The 20353-nt window shown below is 70.1% G+C and carries 19 protein-coding genes; 9 read left to right on the forward strand and 10 right to left on the reverse strand.

Annotated elements, in window-relative coordinates:
• Positions 1 to 20: 20 nt before the first annotated feature.
• From sucB to AC3RX0_RS05420, 3 genes are all read right to left on the reverse strand, one after another.
• Positions 21 to 1778 carry a 2-oxoglutarate dehydrogenase, E2 component, dihydrolipoamide succinyltransferase gene (sucB, locus tag AC3RX0_RS05410; protein WP_491504897.1) on the reverse strand — a complete coding sequence of 586 codons (1758 nt, stop codon included), beginning with the start codon at positions 1776 to 1778 and terminating at the stop codon, positions 21 to 23.
• Positions 1779 to 1841: 63 nt separating this feature from the next.
• Complete coding sequence (lpdA, locus tag AC3RX0_RS05415) at positions 1842 to 3215, reverse strand: dihydrolipoyl dehydrogenase (RefSeq protein ID WP_491504898.1); 1374 nt, start codon at positions 3213 to 3215, stop codon at positions 1842 to 1844.
• The gene (locus AC3RX0_RS05420; protein WP_491504899.1) at positions 3212 to 4690 is read right to left on the reverse strand and encodes a leucyl aminopeptidase; all 1479 of its coding nucleotides are present in this window, start codon (positions 4688 to 4690) and stop codon (positions 3212 to 3214) included. The genes lpdA and AC3RX0_RS05420 overlap by 4 nt, the downstream gene beginning before the upstream one ends.
• Before the next feature lie 80 nt (positions 4691 to 4770).
• Here AC3RX0_RS05420 and AC3RX0_RS05425 point away from each other — a divergent pair, with 80 nt between their 5' ends.
• The 3 genes from AC3RX0_RS05425 to AC3RX0_RS05435 all read left to right on the forward strand — a co-directional run bounded on the left by AC3RX0_RS05425 (position 4771) and on the right by AC3RX0_RS05435 (position 7980).
• Positions 4771 to 5700, forward strand: a complete 930-nt coding sequence (locus tag AC3RX0_RS05425) for a proteasome assembly chaperone family protein (protein WP_491504900.1) — start codon at positions 4771 to 4773, stop codon at positions 5698 to 5700.
• Between the two features lie 217 nt (positions 5701 to 5917).
• Positions 5918 to 7285 carry an RNA polymerase sigma factor gene (locus tag AC3RX0_RS05430; protein ID WP_491504901.1) on the forward strand — a complete coding sequence of 456 codons (1368 nt, stop codon included), beginning with the start codon at positions 5918 to 5920 and terminating at the stop codon, positions 7283 to 7285.
• Complete coding sequence (locus tag AC3RX0_RS05435) at positions 7282 to 7980, forward strand: coenzyme F420-0:L-glutamate ligase (protein ID WP_491504902.1); 699 nt, start codon at positions 7282 to 7284, stop codon at positions 7978 to 7980. Before AC3RX0_RS05430 ends, AC3RX0_RS05435 begins: the two co-directional genes overlap by 4 nt.
• A gap of 15 nt (positions 7981 to 7995) precedes the next feature.
• On the opposite strand, the gene AC3RX0_RS05440 is transcribed toward AC3RX0_RS05435, so the two are convergent.
• Positions 7996 to 9015, reverse strand: a complete 1020-nt coding sequence (locus AC3RX0_RS05440; protein WP_491504903.1) for a sugar-transfer associated ATP-grasp domain-containing protein — start codon at positions 9013 to 9015, stop codon at positions 7996 to 7998.
• A gap of 156 nt (positions 9016 to 9171) precedes the next feature.
• Here AC3RX0_RS05440 and AC3RX0_RS05445 point away from each other — a divergent pair, with 156 nt between their 5' ends.
• Genes AC3RX0_RS05445 through AC3RX0_RS05455 form a run of 3 tightly spaced genes read left to right on the forward strand, consistent with a single transcriptional unit; the run spans position 9172 to position 11866 of the window.
• The gene (locus tag AC3RX0_RS05445; RefSeq protein ID WP_491504904.1) at positions 9172 to 10188 is read left to right on the forward strand and encodes a sugar-transfer associated ATP-grasp domain-containing protein; all 1017 of its coding nucleotides are present in this window, start codon (positions 9172 to 9174) and stop codon (positions 10186 to 10188) included.
• Positions 10189 to 10190: 2 nt separating this feature from the next.
• Positions 10191 to 10841: an alanine racemase C-terminal domain-containing protein gene (locus AC3RX0_RS05450; protein ID WP_491504905.1), complete on the forward strand. Its 651-nt coding sequence runs from the start codon at positions 10191 to 10193 to the stop codon at positions 10839 to 10841.
• Positions 10838 to 11866 (forward strand): alanine racemase, encoded by a 1029-nt coding sequence (locus AC3RX0_RS05455; protein ID WP_491504906.1) that lies wholly within the window; start codon positions 10838 to 10840, stop codon positions 11864 to 11866. The genes AC3RX0_RS05450 and AC3RX0_RS05455 overlap by 4 nt, the downstream gene beginning before the upstream one ends.
• A 67-nt stretch (positions 11867 to 11933) precedes the next feature.
• Here the strand turns inward: AC3RX0_RS05455 and AC3RX0_RS05460 are convergent, their stop codons facing one another.
• Positions 11934 to 12155 carry a DUF7455 domain-containing protein gene (locus AC3RX0_RS05460; RefSeq protein ID WP_491504907.1) on the reverse strand — a complete coding sequence of 74 codons (222 nt, stop codon included), beginning with the start codon at positions 12153 to 12155 and terminating at the stop codon, positions 11934 to 11936.
• A 164-nt stretch (positions 12156 to 12319) separates the two neighbouring features.
• Between AC3RX0_RS05460 and AC3RX0_RS05465 the strand changes: the two genes are divergently transcribed.
• Both AC3RX0_RS05465 and lnt read left to right on the forward strand, forming a co-directional pair.
• The gene (locus AC3RX0_RS05465; protein ID WP_491504908.1) at positions 12320 to 14389 is read left to right on the forward strand and encodes a DNA gyrase/topoisomerase IV subunit B; all 2070 of its coding nucleotides are present in this window, start codon (positions 12320 to 12322) and stop codon (positions 14387 to 14389) included.
• A 43-nt stretch (positions 14390 to 14432) separates the two neighbouring features.
• Complete coding sequence (gene lnt, locus AC3RX0_RS05470) at positions 14433 to 16019, forward strand: apolipoprotein N-acyltransferase (RefSeq protein ID WP_491504909.1); 1587 nt, start codon at positions 14433 to 14435, stop codon at positions 16017 to 16019.
• A gap of 29 nt (positions 16020 to 16048) precedes the next feature.
• On the opposite strand, the gene AC3RX0_RS05475 is transcribed toward lnt, so the two are convergent.
• From AC3RX0_RS05475 to AC3RX0_RS05490, 4 genes are all read right to left on the reverse strand, one after another.
• On the reverse strand, positions 16049 to 16417 hold the full coding sequence (locus tag AC3RX0_RS05475; protein ID WP_491504910.1) for an RNA polymerase-binding protein RbpA: 369 nt from the start codon (positions 16415 to 16417) through the stop codon (positions 16049 to 16051).
• Positions 16418 to 16510: 93 nt separating this feature from the next.
• Complete coding sequence (locus tag AC3RX0_RS05480; protein ID WP_491504911.1) at positions 16511 to 17293, reverse strand: glycerophosphodiester phosphodiesterase family protein; 783 nt, start codon at positions 17291 to 17293, stop codon at positions 16511 to 16513.
• Positions 17290 to 18258, reverse strand: a complete 969-nt coding sequence (locus tag AC3RX0_RS05485) for an SPFH domain-containing protein (protein WP_491504912.1) — start codon at positions 18256 to 18258, stop codon at positions 17290 to 17292. The genes AC3RX0_RS05480 and AC3RX0_RS05485 overlap by 4 nt, the downstream gene beginning before the upstream one ends.
• Positions 18255 to 18740 (reverse strand): NfeD family protein, encoded by a 486-nt coding sequence (locus AC3RX0_RS05490; RefSeq protein WP_491504913.1) that lies wholly within the window; start codon positions 18738 to 18740, stop codon positions 18255 to 18257. Before AC3RX0_RS05490 ends, AC3RX0_RS05485 begins: the two co-directional genes overlap by 4 nt.
• Before the next feature lie 172 nt (positions 18741 to 18912).
• On the opposite strand from AC3RX0_RS05490, the gene AC3RX0_RS05495 reads away from it, so the two are divergent.
• Positions 18913 to 19677: an SDR family oxidoreductase gene (locus AC3RX0_RS05495; protein WP_491504914.1), complete on the forward strand. Its 765-nt coding sequence runs from the start codon at positions 18913 to 18915 to the stop codon at positions 19675 to 19677.
• Positions 19678 to 19764: 87 nt separating this feature from the next.
• Here the strand turns inward: AC3RX0_RS05495 and AC3RX0_RS05500 are convergent, their stop codons facing one another.
• Positions 19765 to 20322, reverse strand: coding sequence for an HdeD family acid-resistance protein (locus tag AC3RX0_RS05500; protein ID WP_498165886.1), 558 nt, complete (start codon positions 20320 to 20322; stop codon positions 19765 to 19767).
• Positions 20323 to 20353: the final 31 nt, after the last annotated feature.

Raw genomic sequence — 20353 nt, forward strand, 5'->3', positions numbered from 1 at the left:
CGGGCGGTCGCCCGCGGGGGTCAGATGCCGAGGTTCGCCTCGAACGCTCCGGCTTCGAGCCGCTCGCGCACGGCGCTGAGGAACCGGGCGGCGTCGGCGCCGTCGACGATGCGGTGATCGTACGACAGGGCGAGGTAGACGTACGAGCGGACGGCGATCGCGTCCGCCCCGTCGACCTTCACGATGCCGGGACGCTTCACGACCGCGCCGGTGCCGAGGATCGCCGACTGCGGCAGGAACACGACGGGCGTGTCGAACAGCGCGCCGCGCGAACCGGTGTTGGTCAGCGTGAACGTGCCGCCGGCCAGCTCGTCGGGCTTGAGCTTGTTCTCACGCGTCCGGGCCGCAAGGTCTGCGATCTCGTGCGCGATCTGGGCGATGTTCTTCGTGCCCGCGTCGCGGACGACGGGGGTGAGCAGGCCACGCTCGGTGTCGACCGCGATGGAGAGGTTCTCGGACGCGGGGTAGACGATCTGGTCGCCGTCCACCGTCGCGTTCACGATCGGGAACGCCTGCAGCGCTTCGGCGGCGGCCAGCGCGAAGAACGGAAGGAACGACAGCTTGTCGCCCGTCTTGGCGTGGAAGTCGCCCTTGACCCGGTCGCGGAGCGCTGCGATCGCGGTCACGTCGACCTCGACCACCGTGGTCAGCTGGGCCGTCTGCTGCATCGAGGCTACGGCGCGCTCGGCGAGCACCTTGCGCAGGCGTGACATCGGCTGCGACGTGCCGCGCAGGGGCGAGACCTCCAGCGGTGCCGGCGCGCTCGGAGCGGCCGCGGCAGCGGGGGCGGTCTTGGTCTCGGCGGCCCGGAGCACGTCCTCCTTGCGGACGCGTCCGCCCACGCCCGTGCCCTTCACCGCGGCGAGGTCGACGCCCTGCTGCTGCGCCAGACGGCGTACCAGGGGGGTGACATAGGTCACTTCGCCGTCGACCGCGGGCGCGGCGGCGGGAGCCGGCGCGGGGGCCGCAGGCACGGCAGCGGGTGCGGCAGCCGCGGCAGGTGCGGCGGGCGCGGGAGTGGGAGGGGTGGCCGGCGCGGGTGCGGGAGCAGTCGGGGCGGCGGCGGCCGGCGCGGGGGCAGCCTGCGCCGGTGCCGGGGCGGACTCAGCAGGTGCAGCAGGAGCGACACCGGCCTCGCCGACGCGACCCAGCACAGAGCCGACCTCGACGGTCTCGTCCTCGGCGACCAGGATCTCCTGCAGGACGCCGGCGAACGGCGACGGGATCTCGGTGTCGACCTTGTCGGTGGAGATCTCCAGGAGCGGCTCGTCGACCTCGACGGCGTCGCCGACCTGCTTGAGCCAGCGCGTCACGGTGCCTTCGGTCACGCTCTCACCCAGCTCCGGCAGCACGACGTCCTTGCCGGCGCCGGCGGGAGTGGTCGTGGTCGCACCGGGCGCGGCGGAGGCGGCGGGCGCCGGAGCGGGCTCGGCGGCCGGGGCAGAGTCCTCGGCATCGGGCGCGGCGGGCTGCTCGGCGGCCGGCTCTTCGGCGGCCGGCTCTTCGGCGGCGGGCTGCTCGGCGGGGGCGCTCGCACCTGAGCCGTCGCCGATGCGCGCCAGCACCGCGCCGACCTCCACGGTCTCGTCCTCGGCGACCATGATCTCCTCGAGCACGCCGGTGACCGGCGACGGGATCTCGGTGTCGACCTTGTCGGTGGAGATCTCGAGCAGTCCTTCGTCCTCGTTGACCGTGTCCCCGACATTCTTGAGCCAGCGGGTGACCGTTCCCTCGGTGACGCTCTCGCCGAGCGCGGGGAGGACCACGGATGTGCTCATGGGTGTGTCTCCTTCAAAAGCCGATGTCTTCTCTAGCTTACTGATGCCGGGCTCGCCACGCGGTCAGAGCGCATGCAGCGGCTTGCCCGCCAGCGCGAGGAACGCCTCGCCGAGCGCTTCGCTCTGGGTGGGGTGGGCGTGGACGAACGGGGCGATGTCTTCCGGGTGGGCCTCCCACCCGACGGCGAGCTGGCCCTCGGTGATGAGCTCGCCGACGCGGTCGCCGAGCATGTGCACGCCCAAGACGGGCCCGTCGACCTGGCGGACGACCTTGACCGTTCCCGCCGTCCCGATGATCTCGCTCTTGCCGTTGCCGGCCAGATTGAACTCGTAGGCCTTCACACGGTCGGCGCCGAGCCGCTCGGTCGCCTGCGCCTCGGTCAGTCCCACCGAGGCGACCTCGGGGTGGCTGTAGGTGACTTTGGGGATCTGCGTCTCGGGCACCGCGACCGGCTCGAGGCCCGCGATCTGCTCGGCGACGAAGATCCCCTGCTGGAAGCCGCGATGGGCCAACTGCAGGCCGGGCACGATGTCGCCCACCGCCCAGACGTGCGCAACGTCCGTGCGCAGCCTGTCGTCGGTGCGCACGAATCCGCGCTCGAGCACCACCCCGGCCTCTTCGTAGCCCAGGCCCGCGGTGACCGGTCCCCGGCCCACGGCGACCAGCAGCCGGTCGGCCTCGAGCGTCGTGCCATCCTCCAGGTCGACGGTCACGGCATCCTCCGTCTGCGTCGCCTGCGCGAACCGCACGCCCAGCCGGAAGGCGATGCCCCGCTTGCGGTACGCGCGCTCGAGGCCCTTGCTGAGGGTCTCGTCCTCGTTGGGGACGAGATGCGGCAGCGCCTCTACGATCGTCACCTCGGCGCCGAACGAGCGCCAGACGCTGGCGAACTCGACGCCGATCACGCCGCCGCCGAGGACCACCACGCGCTGCGGCACCTCGTCGAGTTCGAGTGCCTGCTCGCTGGTGATGATGCGCCCGCCGATCTCAAGGCCCGGGAGTGTGCGGCTGTACGAGCCGGTCGCCAGCACCACATCGGTGCCGCGCAGCATGTCGTCGCCGACCTGCACTGCGGGCCCGGCCACGAGCCGGCCCTCACCGCGCACCACCGTGATGCCGCGCGCCTTGACGAGTCCCTCCAGCCCCTTGTGCTTCTTGGCGACGATGCCTTCGCGATACGCGCGCAGCGCGTCGACGTCGACGCCGTCGAGCTGGGCGCGGATGCCGAAGGATGCCGATTCCCGCGCATAGTCGGCGACCTCGGCGGCATGCAGCAGGGCCTTCGTCGGGATGCATCCGCGATGCAGGCACGTGCCGCCCACCTTGTCCTTCTCGACCAGGGCGACGGTCTTGCCCAGCTCGGCCGCGCGCAGCGCGGCGGCGTACCCGCCGCTGCCGCCGCCGAGGATGACGATGTCGTAGCTGCTCTCGGTCATCGTGCGTCAGCCCCCTCGAGGAACGCGATCAGCGAGCGGACGGTCGCGCCCGTCGGACCCTTGTCGGTGAAGCCGTACGCGCCGGCCGAGTTGTCGCCGGAGCCGGCGATGTCGAGGTGGATCCACGGGATGCGCGCGGCGTCCGCGTCGTCCGAGGTGCGCCCGACGAAGCGCTGCAGGAAGAGCCCGGCGAACAGCGATCCCGCCGAGCGGTCGCCGATCTTCGCGTTGCGCAGGTCGGCGATGGGGGAGTCCAGCTCCTTCTCCATGTGCGCCGGCAGCGGCATGCGCCAGGCGGGCTCGTCGGTGCGCCCGGCGGCGGCGAGGTACTCCGCGACGGCGTCGTCGGCGCCCATGACGCCGGTGTGCCGGTTGCCGAGGGCCACCACGATGGCACCGGTGAGGGTCGCCACGTCGATGATGAGATCCGGGTGCTCGCGGCTCGCCGCGGCCAGCCCGTCGGCGAGCACGAGGCGGCCTTCGGCGTCGGTGTTGAGTACCTCGACCGTCGTGCCCTCGAGGGTGCGCAGCACGTCACCGGGGCGGATCGCGGTGCCGGAGGGCATGTTGTCGGCCACGCACAGCCAAGCGGTGACGTGGACGGGCAGGGCGCGCTGGGCGGCCGCGCGCACGACCGCCAGCGCTGTGGCCGCGCCGCACATGTCGTACTTCATGCCGACCATGCCGGCCGGGGGCTTGAGGGAGAGCCCGCCGGTGTCGAAAGTGATTCCCTTGCCGACGAGCGCGACGTGGCGCGCAGGCGCCTCGGGTGCATAGTCGAGTCGGACCAGCCGCGGCGGTCGGGCCGAGCCCTGACCGACACCGAGGATGCCGCCGAAGCCGCCGTCGGCGAGGGCCACCTCGTCGAGCACCTGCACGTCGACCGGCAGCCCCGCCAGCGACTCGGCCGCGTGCGTGGCGAAGTCCGCGGGGCCGAGCCACTCGGCGGGCGTCGAGCCGAGGTCCTTGACCAGGGCGACAGCGTCGGCGCCGACGCGGGCGGCCTCGACGTCGGCATCGGTGAGGTCCGCACCGTGCACGGTCACCGTGCCGGCCGGGCGCGGCGCAGGCTCACCCGACTTGTAGTCGGCGAACCAGTACCCGCCGAGGCCGGCGCCCTCGAGGGCGGCCACCTGCAATGCGCGATCGGCGCCGGGCAGCGAGACGGCGACGGCACCGAATCCCGTCAGGGTGCGCACCGCCGCACCGACACCGTCGCGGGCGGCTGCGGCATCCGGATTCGAGCCCAGGCCCGCGACCGCGAGCCGCACCGCCGGAGCGCCCGGGGCCGGGACGCGCTGGATGCTGCCGGCGGACCCGGTGAAGCCCACGGCATCGAGGACTTCGGACAGGCCCGGCCAGTCGTCCACTGCGGCCATGTTCCCGCCGTCGGCGGCGGGGAGGGCGAGGAGGATGAGATCGGCGTCGGATTCACGGATGGGCGCGTCGCTGCGCGCCAGCGTCGGGAACGGCATGTGCTCCATCCTACGAGCGCGGCTGTTCGCTGACAGCGGGATGCGGTCGCCGGTGCGCGCCGCACTCCTAGAGTGGATCCATGGTCGATTCCGCGTCGCTGTTCGAGCGCGCCGCATCCGCTCCGCCGGTGCCCCGTGGGCTGCCGCTGGTCATCGCGCTCACCGGCTTCACGGACGCCGGAGGAGCCGTCTCGCAGCTGATCGACCACCTGCGCGAGCTGGACGCGTTCCCGCTGGCCGTCTTCGACAACGACATCCTGCTCGATTTCCGAGCCCGCCGGCCGATCGTCACGTTCGACGGCGACAGGCTGACGGACTATCAGCCGTCCCGGCTCGAGCTGTCGTTCGCGCGGGATGCCGTGGGCCAGCCGTTCCTGATGCTCGCCGGCTACGAGCCCGACTTCGCATGGGAGGCGTTCAGCCGCGCCGTGCTGGGACTGTCGGCCGAATACGACGTGTCGACCGTGACCTGGATCCACTCGATCCCGATGCCCGTCCCGCACACCCGGCCGATCGGCACCACGGTCAGCGGCACGCGCACCCAGCTGACGGCCGCCCATTCGGTCTGGCGCCCGCACACGCAGGTGCCCGGCACGGTCGGCCACCTGCTCGAGTACCGTTTCGCGCAGCGCGAGACGCCGGTGGCGGGCTTCGTGCTGCTCGTACCGCACTATCTGGGCGACACGGAGTACCCGGCGGCGACCCTCGCCGCGCTCGACAGCATCAGCGCGGCGACCGGACTCGTCTTCGACGGCGACGAGCTGCGCGCCCAGAACAAGGAATTCCTGGTGCGGGTCGAGGAGCAGGTCGGCGAGAGCGACGACCTCACGCGCATGCTGCATGGGCTCGAGGAACGGTACGACGCGTACATGGCAGGGTCGACCTCGGCGACGCCGATGGTGCACACCGGCGACCTGCCGAGCGCGGACGAGCTGGCCGCCGAGCTCGAGCGCTTCCTCGCGTCCCGTCCGACCGGGGACGAGGACAAGAGGCCCGGGCCGCTGGGCTGATCCGCGACGGAATACTCGCCGTCGCCGGGACGTTTTCCCTTTGTGAAGACCAGGTCTGCACGTCCGGGGCGCCGCCCGGAGTGTGCGACAATGGAACACCGACCCGTTGTCAACGGGCGCGGCGGGCATCGCCCGTTCGGCGCTTGGACTTGACAAGGGTCTTACTAGTGTCCGAGATGACCGGGGACGGCGCGACGACCCCGGCGAAAGGCGAAACGTGACCGCAGGCACGAAGACCACTACCAGCTCCCGCGCGAAGGACACCGCTGTCGACGAGGCCGCCGAGGTCGAGGAGACCGCCGAGAAGACGGCTCCCGCCAAGACGGCGAAGAAGCCCGCGGCGAAGGCCGCCGGTGCCGCGCGCGCGAGCGCCAAGAAGGCTCCTGCCAAGAAGGCCTCCGCGAAGAAGGGCGGCCGCCGCGCCGCCGCCGACGAGGACGAGACCGACGAGGTCGAGCTCGACGAGGCCGTCGACGTCGACGAGCACGATGCCGGGGCCCACTCCAAGAAGACCGGCAAGGGCACCGACGCCGATGCGTCGGACGACGAGGACGACGAGGCCGGCGACGGCAAGAAGAAGGAGTTCACCGAGCCCCTTCCTTCCGGCGCCATCGTCATCTCGTCGAAGGACGAGGACGACGTCCCCGTGTACTCCACCCAGATCACGGGTGCCACCGCGGACCCGGTCAAGGACTACCTGAAGCAGATCGGCAAGGTGCCGCTGCTGAACGCGGCCGAAGAGGTCGAGCTGGCCATGCGCATCGAGGCCGGCCTGTTCGCCGAAGAGAAGCTGTCGCACATGTCGGGGGCTGAGAAGTCCTCGCAGCTCGGGCTCGACCTGCAGTGGGTCGCCCGCGACGGACAGCGTGCCAAGAGCCATCTGCTGGGCGCGAACCTGCGACTGGTCGTCTCGCTCGCCAAGCGCTATACGGGCCGCGGCATGCAGTTCCTGGACCTGATCCAGGAGGGCAACCTGGGCCTCATCCGTGCGGTCGAGAAGTTCGACTACACCAAGGGCTTCAAGTTCTCGACGTACGCCACGTGGTGGATCCGTCAGGCGATCACCCGCGCGATGGCCGACCAGGCCCGCACGATCCGCATCCCCGTGCACATGGTCGAGGTCATCAACAAGCTCGCCCGGGTCCAGCGGCAGATGCTGCAGGACCTGGGGCGCGAACCCACGCCCGAAGAGCTCAGCCGTGAGCTGGACATGACGCCCGAGAAGGTCGTCGAGGTGCAGAAGTACGGGCGCGAGCCCATCTCGCTGCACACCCCGCTCGGCGAGGACGGCGACAGCGAGTTCGGCGACCTGATCGAGGACACCGAGGCGGTCGTTCCGGCCGACGCGGTGGGCTTCACGATGCTGCAGCGTCAGCTCGAGTCGCTCCTCGATTCGCTCAGCGAGCGCGAGGCCGGCGTGATCCGCATGCGCTTCGGGCTCGGCGACGGGCAGCCGAAGACGCTCGACCAGATCGGCGACACGTTCGGCGTGACCCGCGAGCGGATCCGCCAGATCGAGTCGAAGACCATGGCCAAGCTGCGGCATCCCTCCCGCTCGCAGTCGCTGCGGGACTACCTCGAGTGAGCGGTCTGGCCAACGACGGAAAGGCGCTGACGGTCACCGTCGAAGGCGCCGAGTACGCGCGGATCCCGATCCGCACGCGCGTGGTCATGCCCGGCGACGACCTGGACGCGTTCATCCGTGAGTATGCGAGCGATCAGATCGCCGACGGCGACATCCTCTTCGTGACGGAGAAGATCGTCGCGATCACGCAGGGCCGTTCGTACATGGTCTCCGACATCCGGCCGCGTCGGCTCGCGTTCTTCCTGGCCAAGTACGTGACCAAGACGCCATACGGCATCGGGCTGGGCATGCCCGAGACCATGGAGATGGCGCTGCGCGAATGCGGCACGCCCCGCATCCTGTTCGCCGCCGCCGTGGCCGCGGTCACGAAGGCGTTCGGGCGCAAGGGCGACTTCTACCGCATCGCCGGCGACAAGGCGCGCGCGATCGACGGACCCACCAAGCACACGATCCCGCCGTACAACGAGGCGGTCGTGCTGGGGCCGGAGCGCCCGCGCGAAGTCTCGGCGCACCTGAAGCAGCTGCTCGACGGCCGCTGCGAGGTCGCCGTCGTCGACATCAACGACCTCGGAGGCAACATCCTCGGGTCGACCCTCGGCCGCGCCGGGGAGCAGCGCCTGGTGGCGATCCTGGGCGACAATCCGCTCGGGCAAGGCCACGAGTCGACGCCGCTGGGCGTCATCCGCGCGGCCTGAGCCGCCCGAGAAGGGTCAGAGCGCGAGTCCGGTGGCGTCGCGGTAGCGGCTGAGCAGTCCGGTGCGCACGCCCGAGACGGTCGGCTTCATCTGGAACACGCTCGAATTGTGGTTGGCCTCGATGACGGCGGGTCCGTCCGGGGTGATCGCGATGTCCCATCCCAGGTAGGGGATCTGCGGCAGCCGACGCGAGAGCCGCTCGGTCATCTCCACCGCCTCGCGGTACATCGGCACCCGCAGCCCCTCGATCCGGACTCCCGTGACCGGGTGCGTCTCGTAGACATTGCTCTGCTTGTCGACGCCCGGGAAACGGGCGACGCCATCGTCGTCGAGCATCGTGAACATGCCGCCGCCGGCGAAGTTGTCGATGACACCGCCGTTGCCGATCCGCAGGACGCCGGCGATGACATGGAACGTCCCGTCCTTGCCGAGGAACGTGACCAGGCGCACCGTGTTCACGCTGCCGGGGTACACCGCGGCGAGGTCGGGGTGCTGGGGCAGGACCTCTTCGACCAGGGTCTGGCCCTTGGCGACCTGGGCGGTGCGCCAGGCGGCGACATCCGATATGCCCGCGGTGGTCACGCGATCGATGCCCCCGCCGCCGAACCCGTTCGACGGCTTGGCGATGACCGTCCCGTGCCGTTCCAGGAACGCGCGCAGCTCGTCGTCGCTCGCCGTGCGCACGTCCAGCCACTCGCGGCGGATGTCGTCGGCGAAGTCCCGGTAGAAGCGGGGCTTGTCTTCGACGAGCGGACGCGCCTCGGCGCTGTTGAGCATCTTCGTGATCCGGAACGACTTCGGATGCGTCATCCACGTCGCCCGCTCGCGGCCCTTCAGCAGCCGGATGTCCCACACCGCGTAGTCGCGGAAGCCCATGTCGTACCGTACGGCGCACCACAGCATGTCGGCGATGATCACCGGCGCGGGCGCCTTCGAGACGCGCTTGACCTGCTCGGTGAACTCGGCGAGATTCGCGGGGCTGAGGTTGCGGGCACGACCCGCCAGATAGCGCAGCCGGACGGCGAGTTGACCCATGCGCACGAAGGTATCACGCGCGGATCGACAGGCTCTGCGTGGATGCCGCGGCCCCGCTCAGAGGATCGCCAGGGCCCCGCGACTATGCTTGATCGGTCCCTGCAACCCGGCCCGCGCTGCCTGCGCCGGACGTGACTGGAAGGCGATTGCGCTCCGATGAAGATCGATCTGAATGCCCGCGTGAAGTACTTCGCGGACCGCGTCCGTGCGTTTCGCCCATCTCGGGTGACGACCTTCGCCCGTCAGATCTCCCGCGAGCAGGGCAAGTGGATGCCGGCCGTCGCCGTCGACATGCTGTGGTCGGCCGCGTTCCACGACACCGCCTTCATCGACTACTACGAGGCCGACTTCGCGGCGCTGAGCCGCCGTGAGCGCAAGACGTTCATGACCTCGCTCGTGCAGCACCACATCGCACACCGCCTCAACGACTCCGAGGTCGCCGAGATCCTCGTCGACAAGCGCCGGTTCCACCGCACGTTCGGCGAGTTCACCGGCCGGGAGTGGCTGGACCTCGGAGAAGCCGACGCCGCCGCGCTCGAGACCTTCGCCGAACGCCACCCGGTGCTCATCGCCAAAGAGCCGATCAGTCGTGAGGGCAAGGGCGTCTTCCGCTATCAGGCCGACGAGGTCGCCGACTGGCAGGCCTTCTACGACGACCTCGTCGCGAAGGGGCAGGTGCTCATCGAAGAGGCCATCGTCCAGCATCCCTACCTCGCTCGGTACTGTGCCGGCACGGTGAACACGACCCGCGTCGTGTCGTACTTCGACGGCGAGAAGGTGCACTTGGTCTCGCGCGTGCAGAAGTTCGGGCGGGGAGCGGTCAGCGACCAGTTCACCTGGGGGGGCTTCTTCACGATGCTCGACGCGGACGGCAAGGCCGTCGGCAAGGGCCACTCCGGCAAGAACAACACGTTCTACCCGGTGCATCCCGACTCGGGCGTGTCGATCCCGGACTTCCAGGTGCCGATGTGGGACGAGGTGGTCGCGCTCATCGACAGGGCCGCACGCGTGCTGCCAGGCGTCCCGTACGTCGGGTGGGACGTGGCGGTGACCCCGAGCGGCCCGGTATTGATCGAAGGCAACTGGATCCCCGGCCTGTACGAGACCCGTGTCACGGCCACCGGCATCCGCACCGGCACCCGACCCGAGCACGAAGCGGTCATGACCTGGTAGTCATGAGCGGATCCAGGCGCCCCGCACCGGTGCGTGCGATCATCTCGCTCGATGCGCTGGCGCACAACGCCGCGCTCGTGCGCGCCGACGGCGCGACGGTCGCCGATGTGCGCCGTGACGCGTGGGGACACGGGCTCGCCGGCTGCACGGGGCCGCTCGCAGCCGCCGGACTCACTCTGCGCGCCGACGACGAGGACGTCGATCCCGCAGCCGTCGCCGACCCGGTGACCCTGTGGGGCCTGCCCGGCGGTCGGGGCACGCCGGTGATGCGCCTGCACGGCAGCGTCCTCAGCACCAAGGTCCTGCGCGCCGGCGAGGGCGTCTCGTACGGGTATGTGTTCCGCGCCCCGCACGACACGGTCGTCGGGCTGGTCTCGGGCGGCTACGCACAGGGCATCGTCCGCGCGCTCGGCGGAATCGCGCGAGTGCGCGTGGGTGCCGGCTGTGCACCCATCGTCGGCCGCGTCGCGATGGACGCGTGCGTCATCGACCTCGACGGGGTGGATGCCGCAGCCGGCGACGACGTCGAGTTCTTCGGCGACCCCGCCGAAGGATCGCCGTCGCTTGCCGACTGGGAGCGCGCGACGCAGCTGCGGGCCGGCGAGATCGTGAGTCTGGTCGGCGCCCGTGCGCGGCGGGAGGTGGCGTCGTGAGCGCACGGTTCGCGGTCGATCTGGAGCAGTTCGGGGCGAACCTGCGCCGGATCCGCACGGTCGTCGCGCCCGCCGAGCACCTGCTGGTCGTGAAGGACGACGCCTACGGGCACGGGCTGGACCCGATCGTCGCCCGCGCCGTCCACGAGGGGGTGGGCTGGTTCGGCACCTTCGACGTCGCCACGGCGGCAGCGGTGCGCGACGCCGCCGGGCCGGGACCGCGGATCATCGCCTGGACGGTCTACGACGACGCCGACATCGACGCGGCCCTGGACGCGCAGATCGACCTGGGCCTGGGGACGCGCGGGCTGATCTCACGGGCGGCCGACCGCGCACGGGCACGGTCGGGCACGGCGCGCGTGCACCTGAAGATCGATACGGGCCTGCATCGCAACGGCATCCGCCCGGAGGAGTGGCCGGATGCCGTCCGTGCGGCTCTGGTCGCGCAGCACGAGGGGGTGCTGGAGGTCAGCGGCGCGTGGAGCCACATCGCCGAGGCCTCGGACGCCGAGGACGACGCGGCACGTTCGGTCTTCGTCCGGGGACTCGAGGCGTTCGGCCCGCATCGACCGCTGCGGCATCTGGCCGCGAGCGCCGCCGCGTTCGCCCGATCCGAGTTCCGCTTCGACCTCGTGCGGATCGGCGCCTTCGCCTTCGGCATCCGCCCGGCAGGCGGCCCCTCCGACGCCGAGCTCGGCATCCGCCCGATCGGCACCCTCTATGCGGCGGTGACCGCGGTGGCGTCCGACGCGGTCACGGTCGATCTGGGATCGCTCGACGGCGTGGACTCGCGACTCGCCGGACGCATCGCGGTGGGCACCCCGGCGGGGGAGCGGCCGCTGCTCGAGGTGGGCGAGACCTGGTGCCGGATCGCGACGTGGCCCGGCGCTCGCGTGGGCGACGACGTCGCTCTGATCGGCGGCCGCGCGCCGCTGACGGCGACCGACGCCGCCGAGCTGGTGGACACGATCGGCGAAGAGGTCGTGCTGCGCATCTCGCCCCGCGTCCCGCGCCGGCCGAGCTGAGGCATCCAGGCATACGAAACGAGCGGACCCGAAGGATCGGATCCGCCCGTCTGTTGGCTGTGGAGGTTCAGACGGCCTCGTTGAGGCGCGCGGTCTCGTCGTGCCACGACGTCGCGATGCTGCGCAGCTTCTCTTCGTACTTGCGTCCGTGGTGAGCGCAGAAGAGCAGCTCGCTGCCATTGACCTCGGCGGCGATGTAGGCCTGAGCGCCGCACGCGTCACAGCGATCCATCGCCGTGAGGCGGTACTCGACGATGCCCTGCTCCTCGGGCGTGGTGAGTGTGTTCATCGTCGGCCTCCCTTGCATCTCGATCCGGCCGTTCATGAAATACAACCACGCCGTGTCCGCACGAATGCCGGGAAACGGACGCAGTTCGCTCAGCGCGTACGCCGGCGTGCGCCTCCGCGTGTGCGACCCGGGGGTGGGGGTGGGGCTCGATATCCTTGAGGATTGTGACCGCTGAGTACTCCGCCCATCATCTGCAGGTCCTCGAAGGACTCGAGGCGGTCCGCAAACGTCCGGGCATGTACATCGGCTCGACCGACTCGCGCGGCTTGATGCACTGCCTGTGGGAGATCATCGATAACTCCGTCGACGAGGCGCTGGGGGGATACGGGGACCGCATCGAGGTCGTCCTGTTCGCCGACGGCAGCGTCGAGGTGCGCGATCGCGCCCGCGGCATCCCCGTCGACATCGAGCCGCGCACCGGCCTGTCCGGCGTCGAGGTGGTGTTCACCAAACTGCACGCCGGCGGCAAGTTCGGCACCGGCTCGTACAGCGCCTCGGGCGGTCTGCACGGCGTCGGCGCGTCGGTCGTGAACGCGCTGTCCGAGCGGTTGGATGTCGAGGTCGACCGCGACGGCAAGACCTGGGCGATGTCGTTCCGCCGGGGCGAGCCCGGCGTCTTCGACGGCGACGGTCCCGAAGCCTCGTTCACCCCGTTCGACAAGGCCAGCAAGCTGCGGGTCGCCGGCAAGGTCGCCAAGGGCGTGACCGGCACGCGCATCCGATACTGGGCCGACCGGCAGATCTTCACGAAGGACGCCGCCTTCGGGTTCACCGAGCTGGAGCAGCGGGTGCGCCAGACCGCGTTCCTGGTCCCCGGGCTCGAGCTGGCGATTCGCGACGACCGTGCGGACGAGCCGACCGAGTCGGTGTTCCGCTTCGACGGCGGCATCTCGGAGTTCGCCGAGTTCCTCGCGCCCGACGCGCCCGTGACCGACACGTGGAGGCTGACGGGCGCCGGGTCGTTCACCGAGACCGTCCCGGTGCTGCAGCCTACCGGCGCCATGATCCCGACCGAGGTCGAGCGGCGGTGCGAGGTCGACGTCGCCGTGCGCTGGGGGACCGGCTACGACACCGTGGTGCGATCGTTCGTCAACATCATCGCCACACCCAAGGGCGGCACCCACCAGCAGGGCTTCGAACAGGGTCTGGTCAAGGCCATCCGGGCGCAGATCGATCAGAACGCGCGCAAGCTCAAGGTCGGCAACGACAAGCTCGAGAAGGACGACATGCTCGCCGGGCTCACCGTCGTGCTGACGGTGCGTCTGCCCGAGCCGCAGTTCGAGGGGCAGACCAAAGAGGTGCTCGGCACCCCGGCCGTGCGCCAGATCGTCTCGAACGTCGTGAACCAGCAGCTGGCCGCCCAGCTGACGTCGTCCAAGCGCGACGACAAGGCCCAGGCGACCCAGCTGCTGGACAAGATCGTCGCGGAGATGAAGGCACGTATCTCGGCGCGCGCCCACAAAGAGACGCAGCGGCGCAAGAACGCCCTCGAGTCCTCATCGCTGCCGGTCAAGCTCGTGGACTGCCGCTCGAACGACGTCGCGCAGTCCGAGCTGTTCATCGTCGAGGGCGACTCGGCGCTGGGCACTGCGAAGCTCGCGCGCGACAGCGAGCACCAGGCGCTGCTTCCGATCCGAGGCAAGATCCTGAACGTCCAGAAGGCATCGATCAGCGACATGCTCTCCAACGCCGAGTGCGCCGCCATCATCCAATCCGTGGGCGCGGGCTCCGGGCGCACGTTCGATCTGAGCGCCGCCCGGTACGGCAAGGTGATCATGATGAGCGACGCCGACGTCGACGGCGCGCACATCCGCACCTTGCTGCTGACATTGTTCTTCCGGTACATGCGGCCGCTGATCGAGGCGGGGCGCGTGTTCGCCGCCGTCCCGCCGCTGCACCGGGTGATCGTGGTCAACCCGGGCTCGAAGCCCAACGAGACGGTCTACACGTACAGCGAGCAGGAGCTGCACGCGCTGCTGACCAAGGTCACCAAGTCCGGCCGGCGCTGGCAGGAGCCGGTGCAGCGGTACAAGGGTCTCGGCGAGATGGACGCGGAGCAGCTGGCCTCGACCACGATGGACCGCTCCGGCCGACTGCTGCGCCGTGTGCAGGTGGAGGATGCCGAAGCGGCCGCGCGCGTGTTCGAGATGCTGATGGGCAGCGACGTGGCTCCGCGTCGGTCGTTCATCGTCGACTCCAGCGACCGGCTGGTGCGCGACCGCATCGATGCCTGAGCCCGTGTCGGGAGCCGCCGGCCGCCTGGCTTAGGGTTGATCCGTGCCCGAACGCCGCGCCCGGTCGCGCTCTCTGCCGCGACCTGTTCTTCCGCTCGGTGTCGCCGCGTTCGCCGCAGCGGCGGCCGGTGCCGGGCTGCCCCTGGCCTTTCCATCCCTGAGCTGGTGGCCGGTGGCGTTCCCCGCGGTCGCGCTCACGCTGCTGACCCTGATCGGACGCAGGGCCTGGGGCGCGGTGCTGGTCGGCTTCGTGTTCGGCGCGGCGTTCTTCCTCATCAACGTGTCGTTCACGGCGCGGTACCTGGGGCCGGTGCCGTGGCTGGCGCTTTCGGTGTTCGAAGCCGTGCTGACCGCCGCGTTCGCCGTGCCGCTCGCGCTCGTCTACCGCTGGTGGCCGCAGCGCGCCTCGTGGTGGCGTCTGACGGCGCTTCCCGCCCTGGTCGCGGGCCTGTGGACCATGCGGGAGCAGGTGCTCGGATCGTGGCCGTACGGGGGCTTCCCCTGGGGGCGGATCGGCGTCACGCAGGTCTCGGGGCCGTTCGCGCCGATGGCGTCGTGGGTGGGTATGAGCGGGCTGACCTTCTTCGTCGTGTTCGTGTGCGCGGCGGCGATCGAATACGTCCGGATCCGGCGGTTCCGCGACGTGCGCACGGTGCTCCCGACGCTCGTGGCCCTCGCACTGCTGGCGTTCGTGCCGCAGTTCCCGACGACGCCGTCCGGATCGATCCGCATCGGTGCCGTGCAGGGCAACGGGCCGACGGGCTACTTCGACCGCCGGGCGCCGGGTCAGGTCCTGAACGCACAGCTGAACGCGACGGCGCCGCTGGTCGGCAAGAAGATGGACGTGCTGCTGTGGCCCGAAGGCAGTATGGACTCGGACCCCACGCACGACGACACCACGGCCGAGGTGCTGGATCGGCTCTCAGAGGCCGTCGACGCGCCGCTGATCGTCGGCGCGATCACCCAGAGCGCCGCCGACCTGTACAACTCGTCGCTGCTGTGGAAGGCGGGCGCGCACAACCCCGTCCAGATCTACGACAAACGGCATCCCGTGCCCTTCGGCGAGTACGTGCCCGATCGCTGGTTGTACCACTTCTTCGCCCCGGACCTGATCGATCTGATCCAGCGCGAGTACACGCCGGGCACGAAGCCTCCGGTGTTCGACGTGAACGGCGTGGGCGTGGGGCTCGCGATCTGCTTCGACGTGATCTACGACGACGTCGTCTGGGACGGCGCCCGCCAGGGTGCGCAGGTGTACATGTTCCAGACCAACAATGCTGACTTCCGGGGCACCGACGAGAATCTGCAGCAGCTGGCCTTCGCACGCATGCGCGCGATCGAGACCGGTCGCGCGGTGGTCAACATCTCCACGGTGGGAACCAGCCAGATCATCGCGCCCGACGGCTCGGAGCTGGACGGGCTGCAGGCCGGGGAGCCCGGGGCGATGCTCGACGACGTGCCGCTGCGCACCGGGCTGACCCCCGCGGTGATGGCGGGGCCTGCGCTCACGGTGCTGTTCGGCTGGGGGAGTGCGGTGCTGCTCGCAGCGCTCGGGTTCGTCCGATGGCGGCGAGGACGCAGGGCGGCGCAGACGACGGATGCCGGCCCCGAAGGGACCGGCATCGCGTGAGTGTCCTGGCGTCGAAGACGCCGGATGGATCAGGCGCTGAGCTTGGTGTCGCCGCCGCGCCGTGCGCGCAGCAGGGCCAGGCGCTCTTCGAGCAGCTCCTCGAGCTCGGGGATCGTACGGCGCTCGAGCAGCATGTCCCAGTGCGTGCGGGGGGCCTTGTCATCGCTGTGGTCCACGGTGGCGATGCCCTCGCCGATGCGGAGCACGGCCTCAGCGCCGCACGTGCGGCACTCCCAGGTCTCGGGAACCTCGGCGTCGGCAGCGAAAGTCAGCGTGGTGTCGCGTCCACATGCGGTGCACGCGTAGGTCTTCTGGATGCGCTCATGAAAAACGACGCCCTCTTCGCTCTGTAGGCTCTGGGCGCCGAGTCGAATGCCTCGCAGGCTGCGGTCTGCCATCGTATGGTCCTCTCGTCGCTACACAGGTATAACGCGGTGACCTGTGCGCATCATCCGAACGGAGCACGATGCGAGAGGTTTCACAGGCGATGCTCAGCGCCCGCGGCGATCCACCAGATCCAGCGCGAGATCGGCGTGATCGGTGACGATCCCGTCCACGCCCATGTCCAGCAGCCGGGTCATGTCGGCCGGGTCGTCGACGGTCCAGACGTGCACCTCGACGCCGCGCTCGTGGGCGGCGTCGATCAGCCGCGGCGTGAGCACCCGCACCCGACCGTGACGTTCGGGGATCTGCAGCGCGTCGACCTCGTCCCAGGCGCTGCGCGCCGCCTCGGGGACCCGCAGCGCGACGGCCGCGGCGATCGATGCGATCACAGAGCGCCCGCCCGAGGTCGCCGGCTCGCCGCCCTCGTGGTGGGACGCCGCCAGCGTCCGCCTGCGCCGGCCGTCGGAGAAGCTGGTCAGCAGCACCCGCCGCGCGTGCGGCGCGATGATCCTGCCGGCCGGCTCGGCCGCGGCATCCGCCTTCACGTCGACGTTGAACCGGACTGTCGGAAAGGACTCCAGGGCCTGCTGCAGCGTGATCAGGCCGCCCCGCTCGGACATGAGGTCCTCGAGCTCGGCCAGGCCCACCGCGGCGATGGGGCGCGGATCGTCGATCACCCGGCGGAGATCCTCGTCGTGGAAGAGGACCGCGTGGCCGTCCGCGGTCAGGTGGCAGTCCGACTCGATGTACGTCGCCCCGGCAGCGTGGGCGGCGGCGACGGCGGCGAAGGAGTTCTCGGCCACCCCGTCGGCAGCAGACACAGCAGAGACGAGACCGCGGTGCGCCAGAACCCGCGGAGCGGGGGATGCCGTGAACCAGGGGTGGGTCACGGAGTGGGCGGCGTCAGCGGCGTGTCGTGCGAACCCGGTGCGGCGAAGGGAGCCGGGGGCGTCGCGCCGGCCGTCCTGCCGCCGAAGGCGCCGGTCAGGCCCTTGAGCGCGTCGGTGAACTCGCTGGGGATGATCCACAGTTTGCTCGACGCGCTGTCGGCGATCTTCGGCAGGGTCAGCAAGTACTGGTAGGCCAGCAGCTTGTCGTCGGGGTTTCCCTCGTGGATCGAGTCGAACACCTTCTGGATCGCCTGCGCCTCGCCCTCGGCGCGCAGCACCTGCGCCTGCTTGTCGCCCTCGGCCTGCAGGATGGCCGCCTGCCGACGACCCTCGGCCTCGAGGATCTGCGACTGCTTCGAGCCCTCGGCGGTGAGGATCGCGGCGCGACGGTCGCGCTCGGCGCGCATCTGCTTCTCCATCGAGTCCTGGATCGACACCGGCGGATCGATGGCCTTCAGCTCTACACGCGAGACGCGGATGCCCCACTTGCCGGTGGCCTCGTCGAGCACGATGCGCAGCTTGCTGTTGATCTCGTCGCGGCTGGTCAAGGCCTCTTCGAGGTTGAGGCCGCCGACCACGTTTCGCAGCGTGGTGGTGGTGAGCTGTTCGACGGCGCCGAGATAGTTGGCGATCTCATACGTGGCCGCGCGGGCGTCGGTGACCTGGAAGTACACGACCGTGTCGATCGAGACGACCAGGTTGTCTTCGGTGATCACCGGCTGGGGCGGGAACGAGACGACCTGCTCGCGCATGTCGATAAGGGGACGCAGACGGTCGATGAACGGCACCAGCAGGTTCAGACCGGGCTGCAAGGTCTTGTGGTAGCGGCCGAGCCGTTCGACGATGCCGGCGGTGGCCTGAGGGATGATCCGGATGGCGCGGGCGATGACGACGATCACGAAGATCAGGATCGCGAGCGCGACGATCCACCCGATCACGGTGGGGATGAGCTGTGTGGGCGTCATGGCAGTTCTCCTTCGGAGGACTCGGGAGTGCTCGTCACGTACGCCGTCGCGCCGTCGATGCGGTCGACCCGTACGTGCGCCTGCGGCGGGATGGTTGCGGACTCGTCCGACGACCGGGCCGTCCACGTCTCGCCGTTGGACAGCTTGACCAGGCCGCCGAGCCGGGTCACGGTCGACAGCACGAGAGCCGGCATCCCGGTCAGGGCGGCGACGTTGGACGGCGTCGGGTCCTCGCCCCGTCGCAGCCGTCGCAGCAGAGGCGGGCGCAGAAGGAAGATGAGCAGAGCGGCGACAACGGCCGCGATCACGACCTGCAGCCAGAGCTCGGCGCCGAACAGGTCCGCGATGAGGCCGGCGAGACCGCCGATGCCCAGCATGAGGAACGTGAAGTCGAGAGTCAGCATCTCGATCACGAGGAAGATCGCGATGAGCACGATCCAGCCGATCCACGCGAATTCCGTGATCCCCGTGATGACGTCCACCCGGCCTCCCTCAGCATTATCGAGTGTGATCCCGAACCTAGCATGTCGCCGGGTGCCGGCAGCCCGGGGCGGGGGCGGATTGATCACCTGCGGGGAGCGGATTGATAGGGTCGAATCGCCCTGCCGACCGCCGCGCGCGGCGCAGGCATCCTCGTCCAGATCAGGAGCCCTCGTGTCACAGATCCTTCCCGCCGACGCCCTGCGCGGCAAGACAGCCCTCGTCACGGGTTCGTCGCGCGGCATCGGTGCCGACACCGTCCGCTACTTCGCCGAAGCCGGCGCGAATGTCGTCATCAACTACCGCAACAAGGCCCCCCGCGCGAACAAGCTCGCCGATCAGCTGCGCGAGCTCGGCGTCGAGGCGCTCGTGGTGGGGGCGGACCTCACCGATCAGGCGTCGGTCGACGCGATGTTCGCCGACGTGTCCGAGGCCTTCGGCGGCCTGGACATCCTGGTCCTGAACGCCTCGGGCGGCATGGAATCGGGCATGGCCCCGGACTACGCACTGCAGCTCAACCGCGACGCGCAGGTGCGCGTGCTCGAGGCAGCGGTGCCGCTGATGCGCGCCGGGTCGCGGGTCGTATTCGTCACGAGCCACCAGGCGCACTTCATCCGCACCACGCCGACGATGCCCGAGTACGAGCAGGTGGCCCTGTCGAAGCGGGCCGGAGAGGACGCCCTGCGCGAGCGCATTCCCGCGCTGGACGAGAAGGGCATCGAGTTCGTCGTCGTGTCGGGCGACATGATCGAGGGGACGATCACGGCGACGCTGCTCGAGCGGGTGAACCCCGGTGCGATCGCCTCGCGACGCGAGGATGCGGGACGTCTGTACAACGTGGCGGAATTCGCCGCCGAGGTCGCGCAGGCGGCCGTCGATCCGATCCCGGCCGAGCACCTGCGCCTGGTGGGCGACACCGGATCTTTCGTCGCCGAGTAGGCTGCGACATCCATCGGAGAACCGCCGATGACGAACGCCCCGGGAATGACCCCGGGGCGTTCTGCGTACGCGGTGGGCCGCTGATCGCTACTCGTGCGAGTTGAACGAGAACGCGCGGACGATCTGCAGGATGCCGAGCACCACGAGCGAGATGCCCAGCAGCCACCACAGGATCAGGGCGCCGTACAGCGGCGAGAACAGCAGGGTGATCCCGGCGATGATGCTCAGGACCGCGTAGAAGACGGTCCAGCCCCGCGACCGCGCGCCGCCGACGGCGGTGAGTGCCACGACGCCTTCGACGATCCACATGATGCCGACCAGGATGCCGATGAGCGTGGCGAACCAGAGCGCCGTGGCGGTCAGGTTGGCGAAGGCGACCACACCCGCCACGATGAAGACAAGACCGAGGACGATGTGCCCGACGCGGGCCCAGCCGCTGAGTGTCTTGGAGAAGATGCCGAGGCCCAGATACACCAGCCCGACGACGATGGCGTAGATCGCCGCGATCGCGGTGACGACGGCCGCGGTCTTGCCGGGCCAGACCAGGATCAGGATGCCGACGATGAGGGCGACGATGCCGCTGAGGCCGAGAAGGGTGCGGATGCCGTTGACCGCAGACTTGTCGACAGGGGGATCGGTGGACATGATGACGCTCACCTTTCTGAACGATCGCTGT

Source organism: Microbacterium sp. W1-4-2, assembly GCF_058349885.2.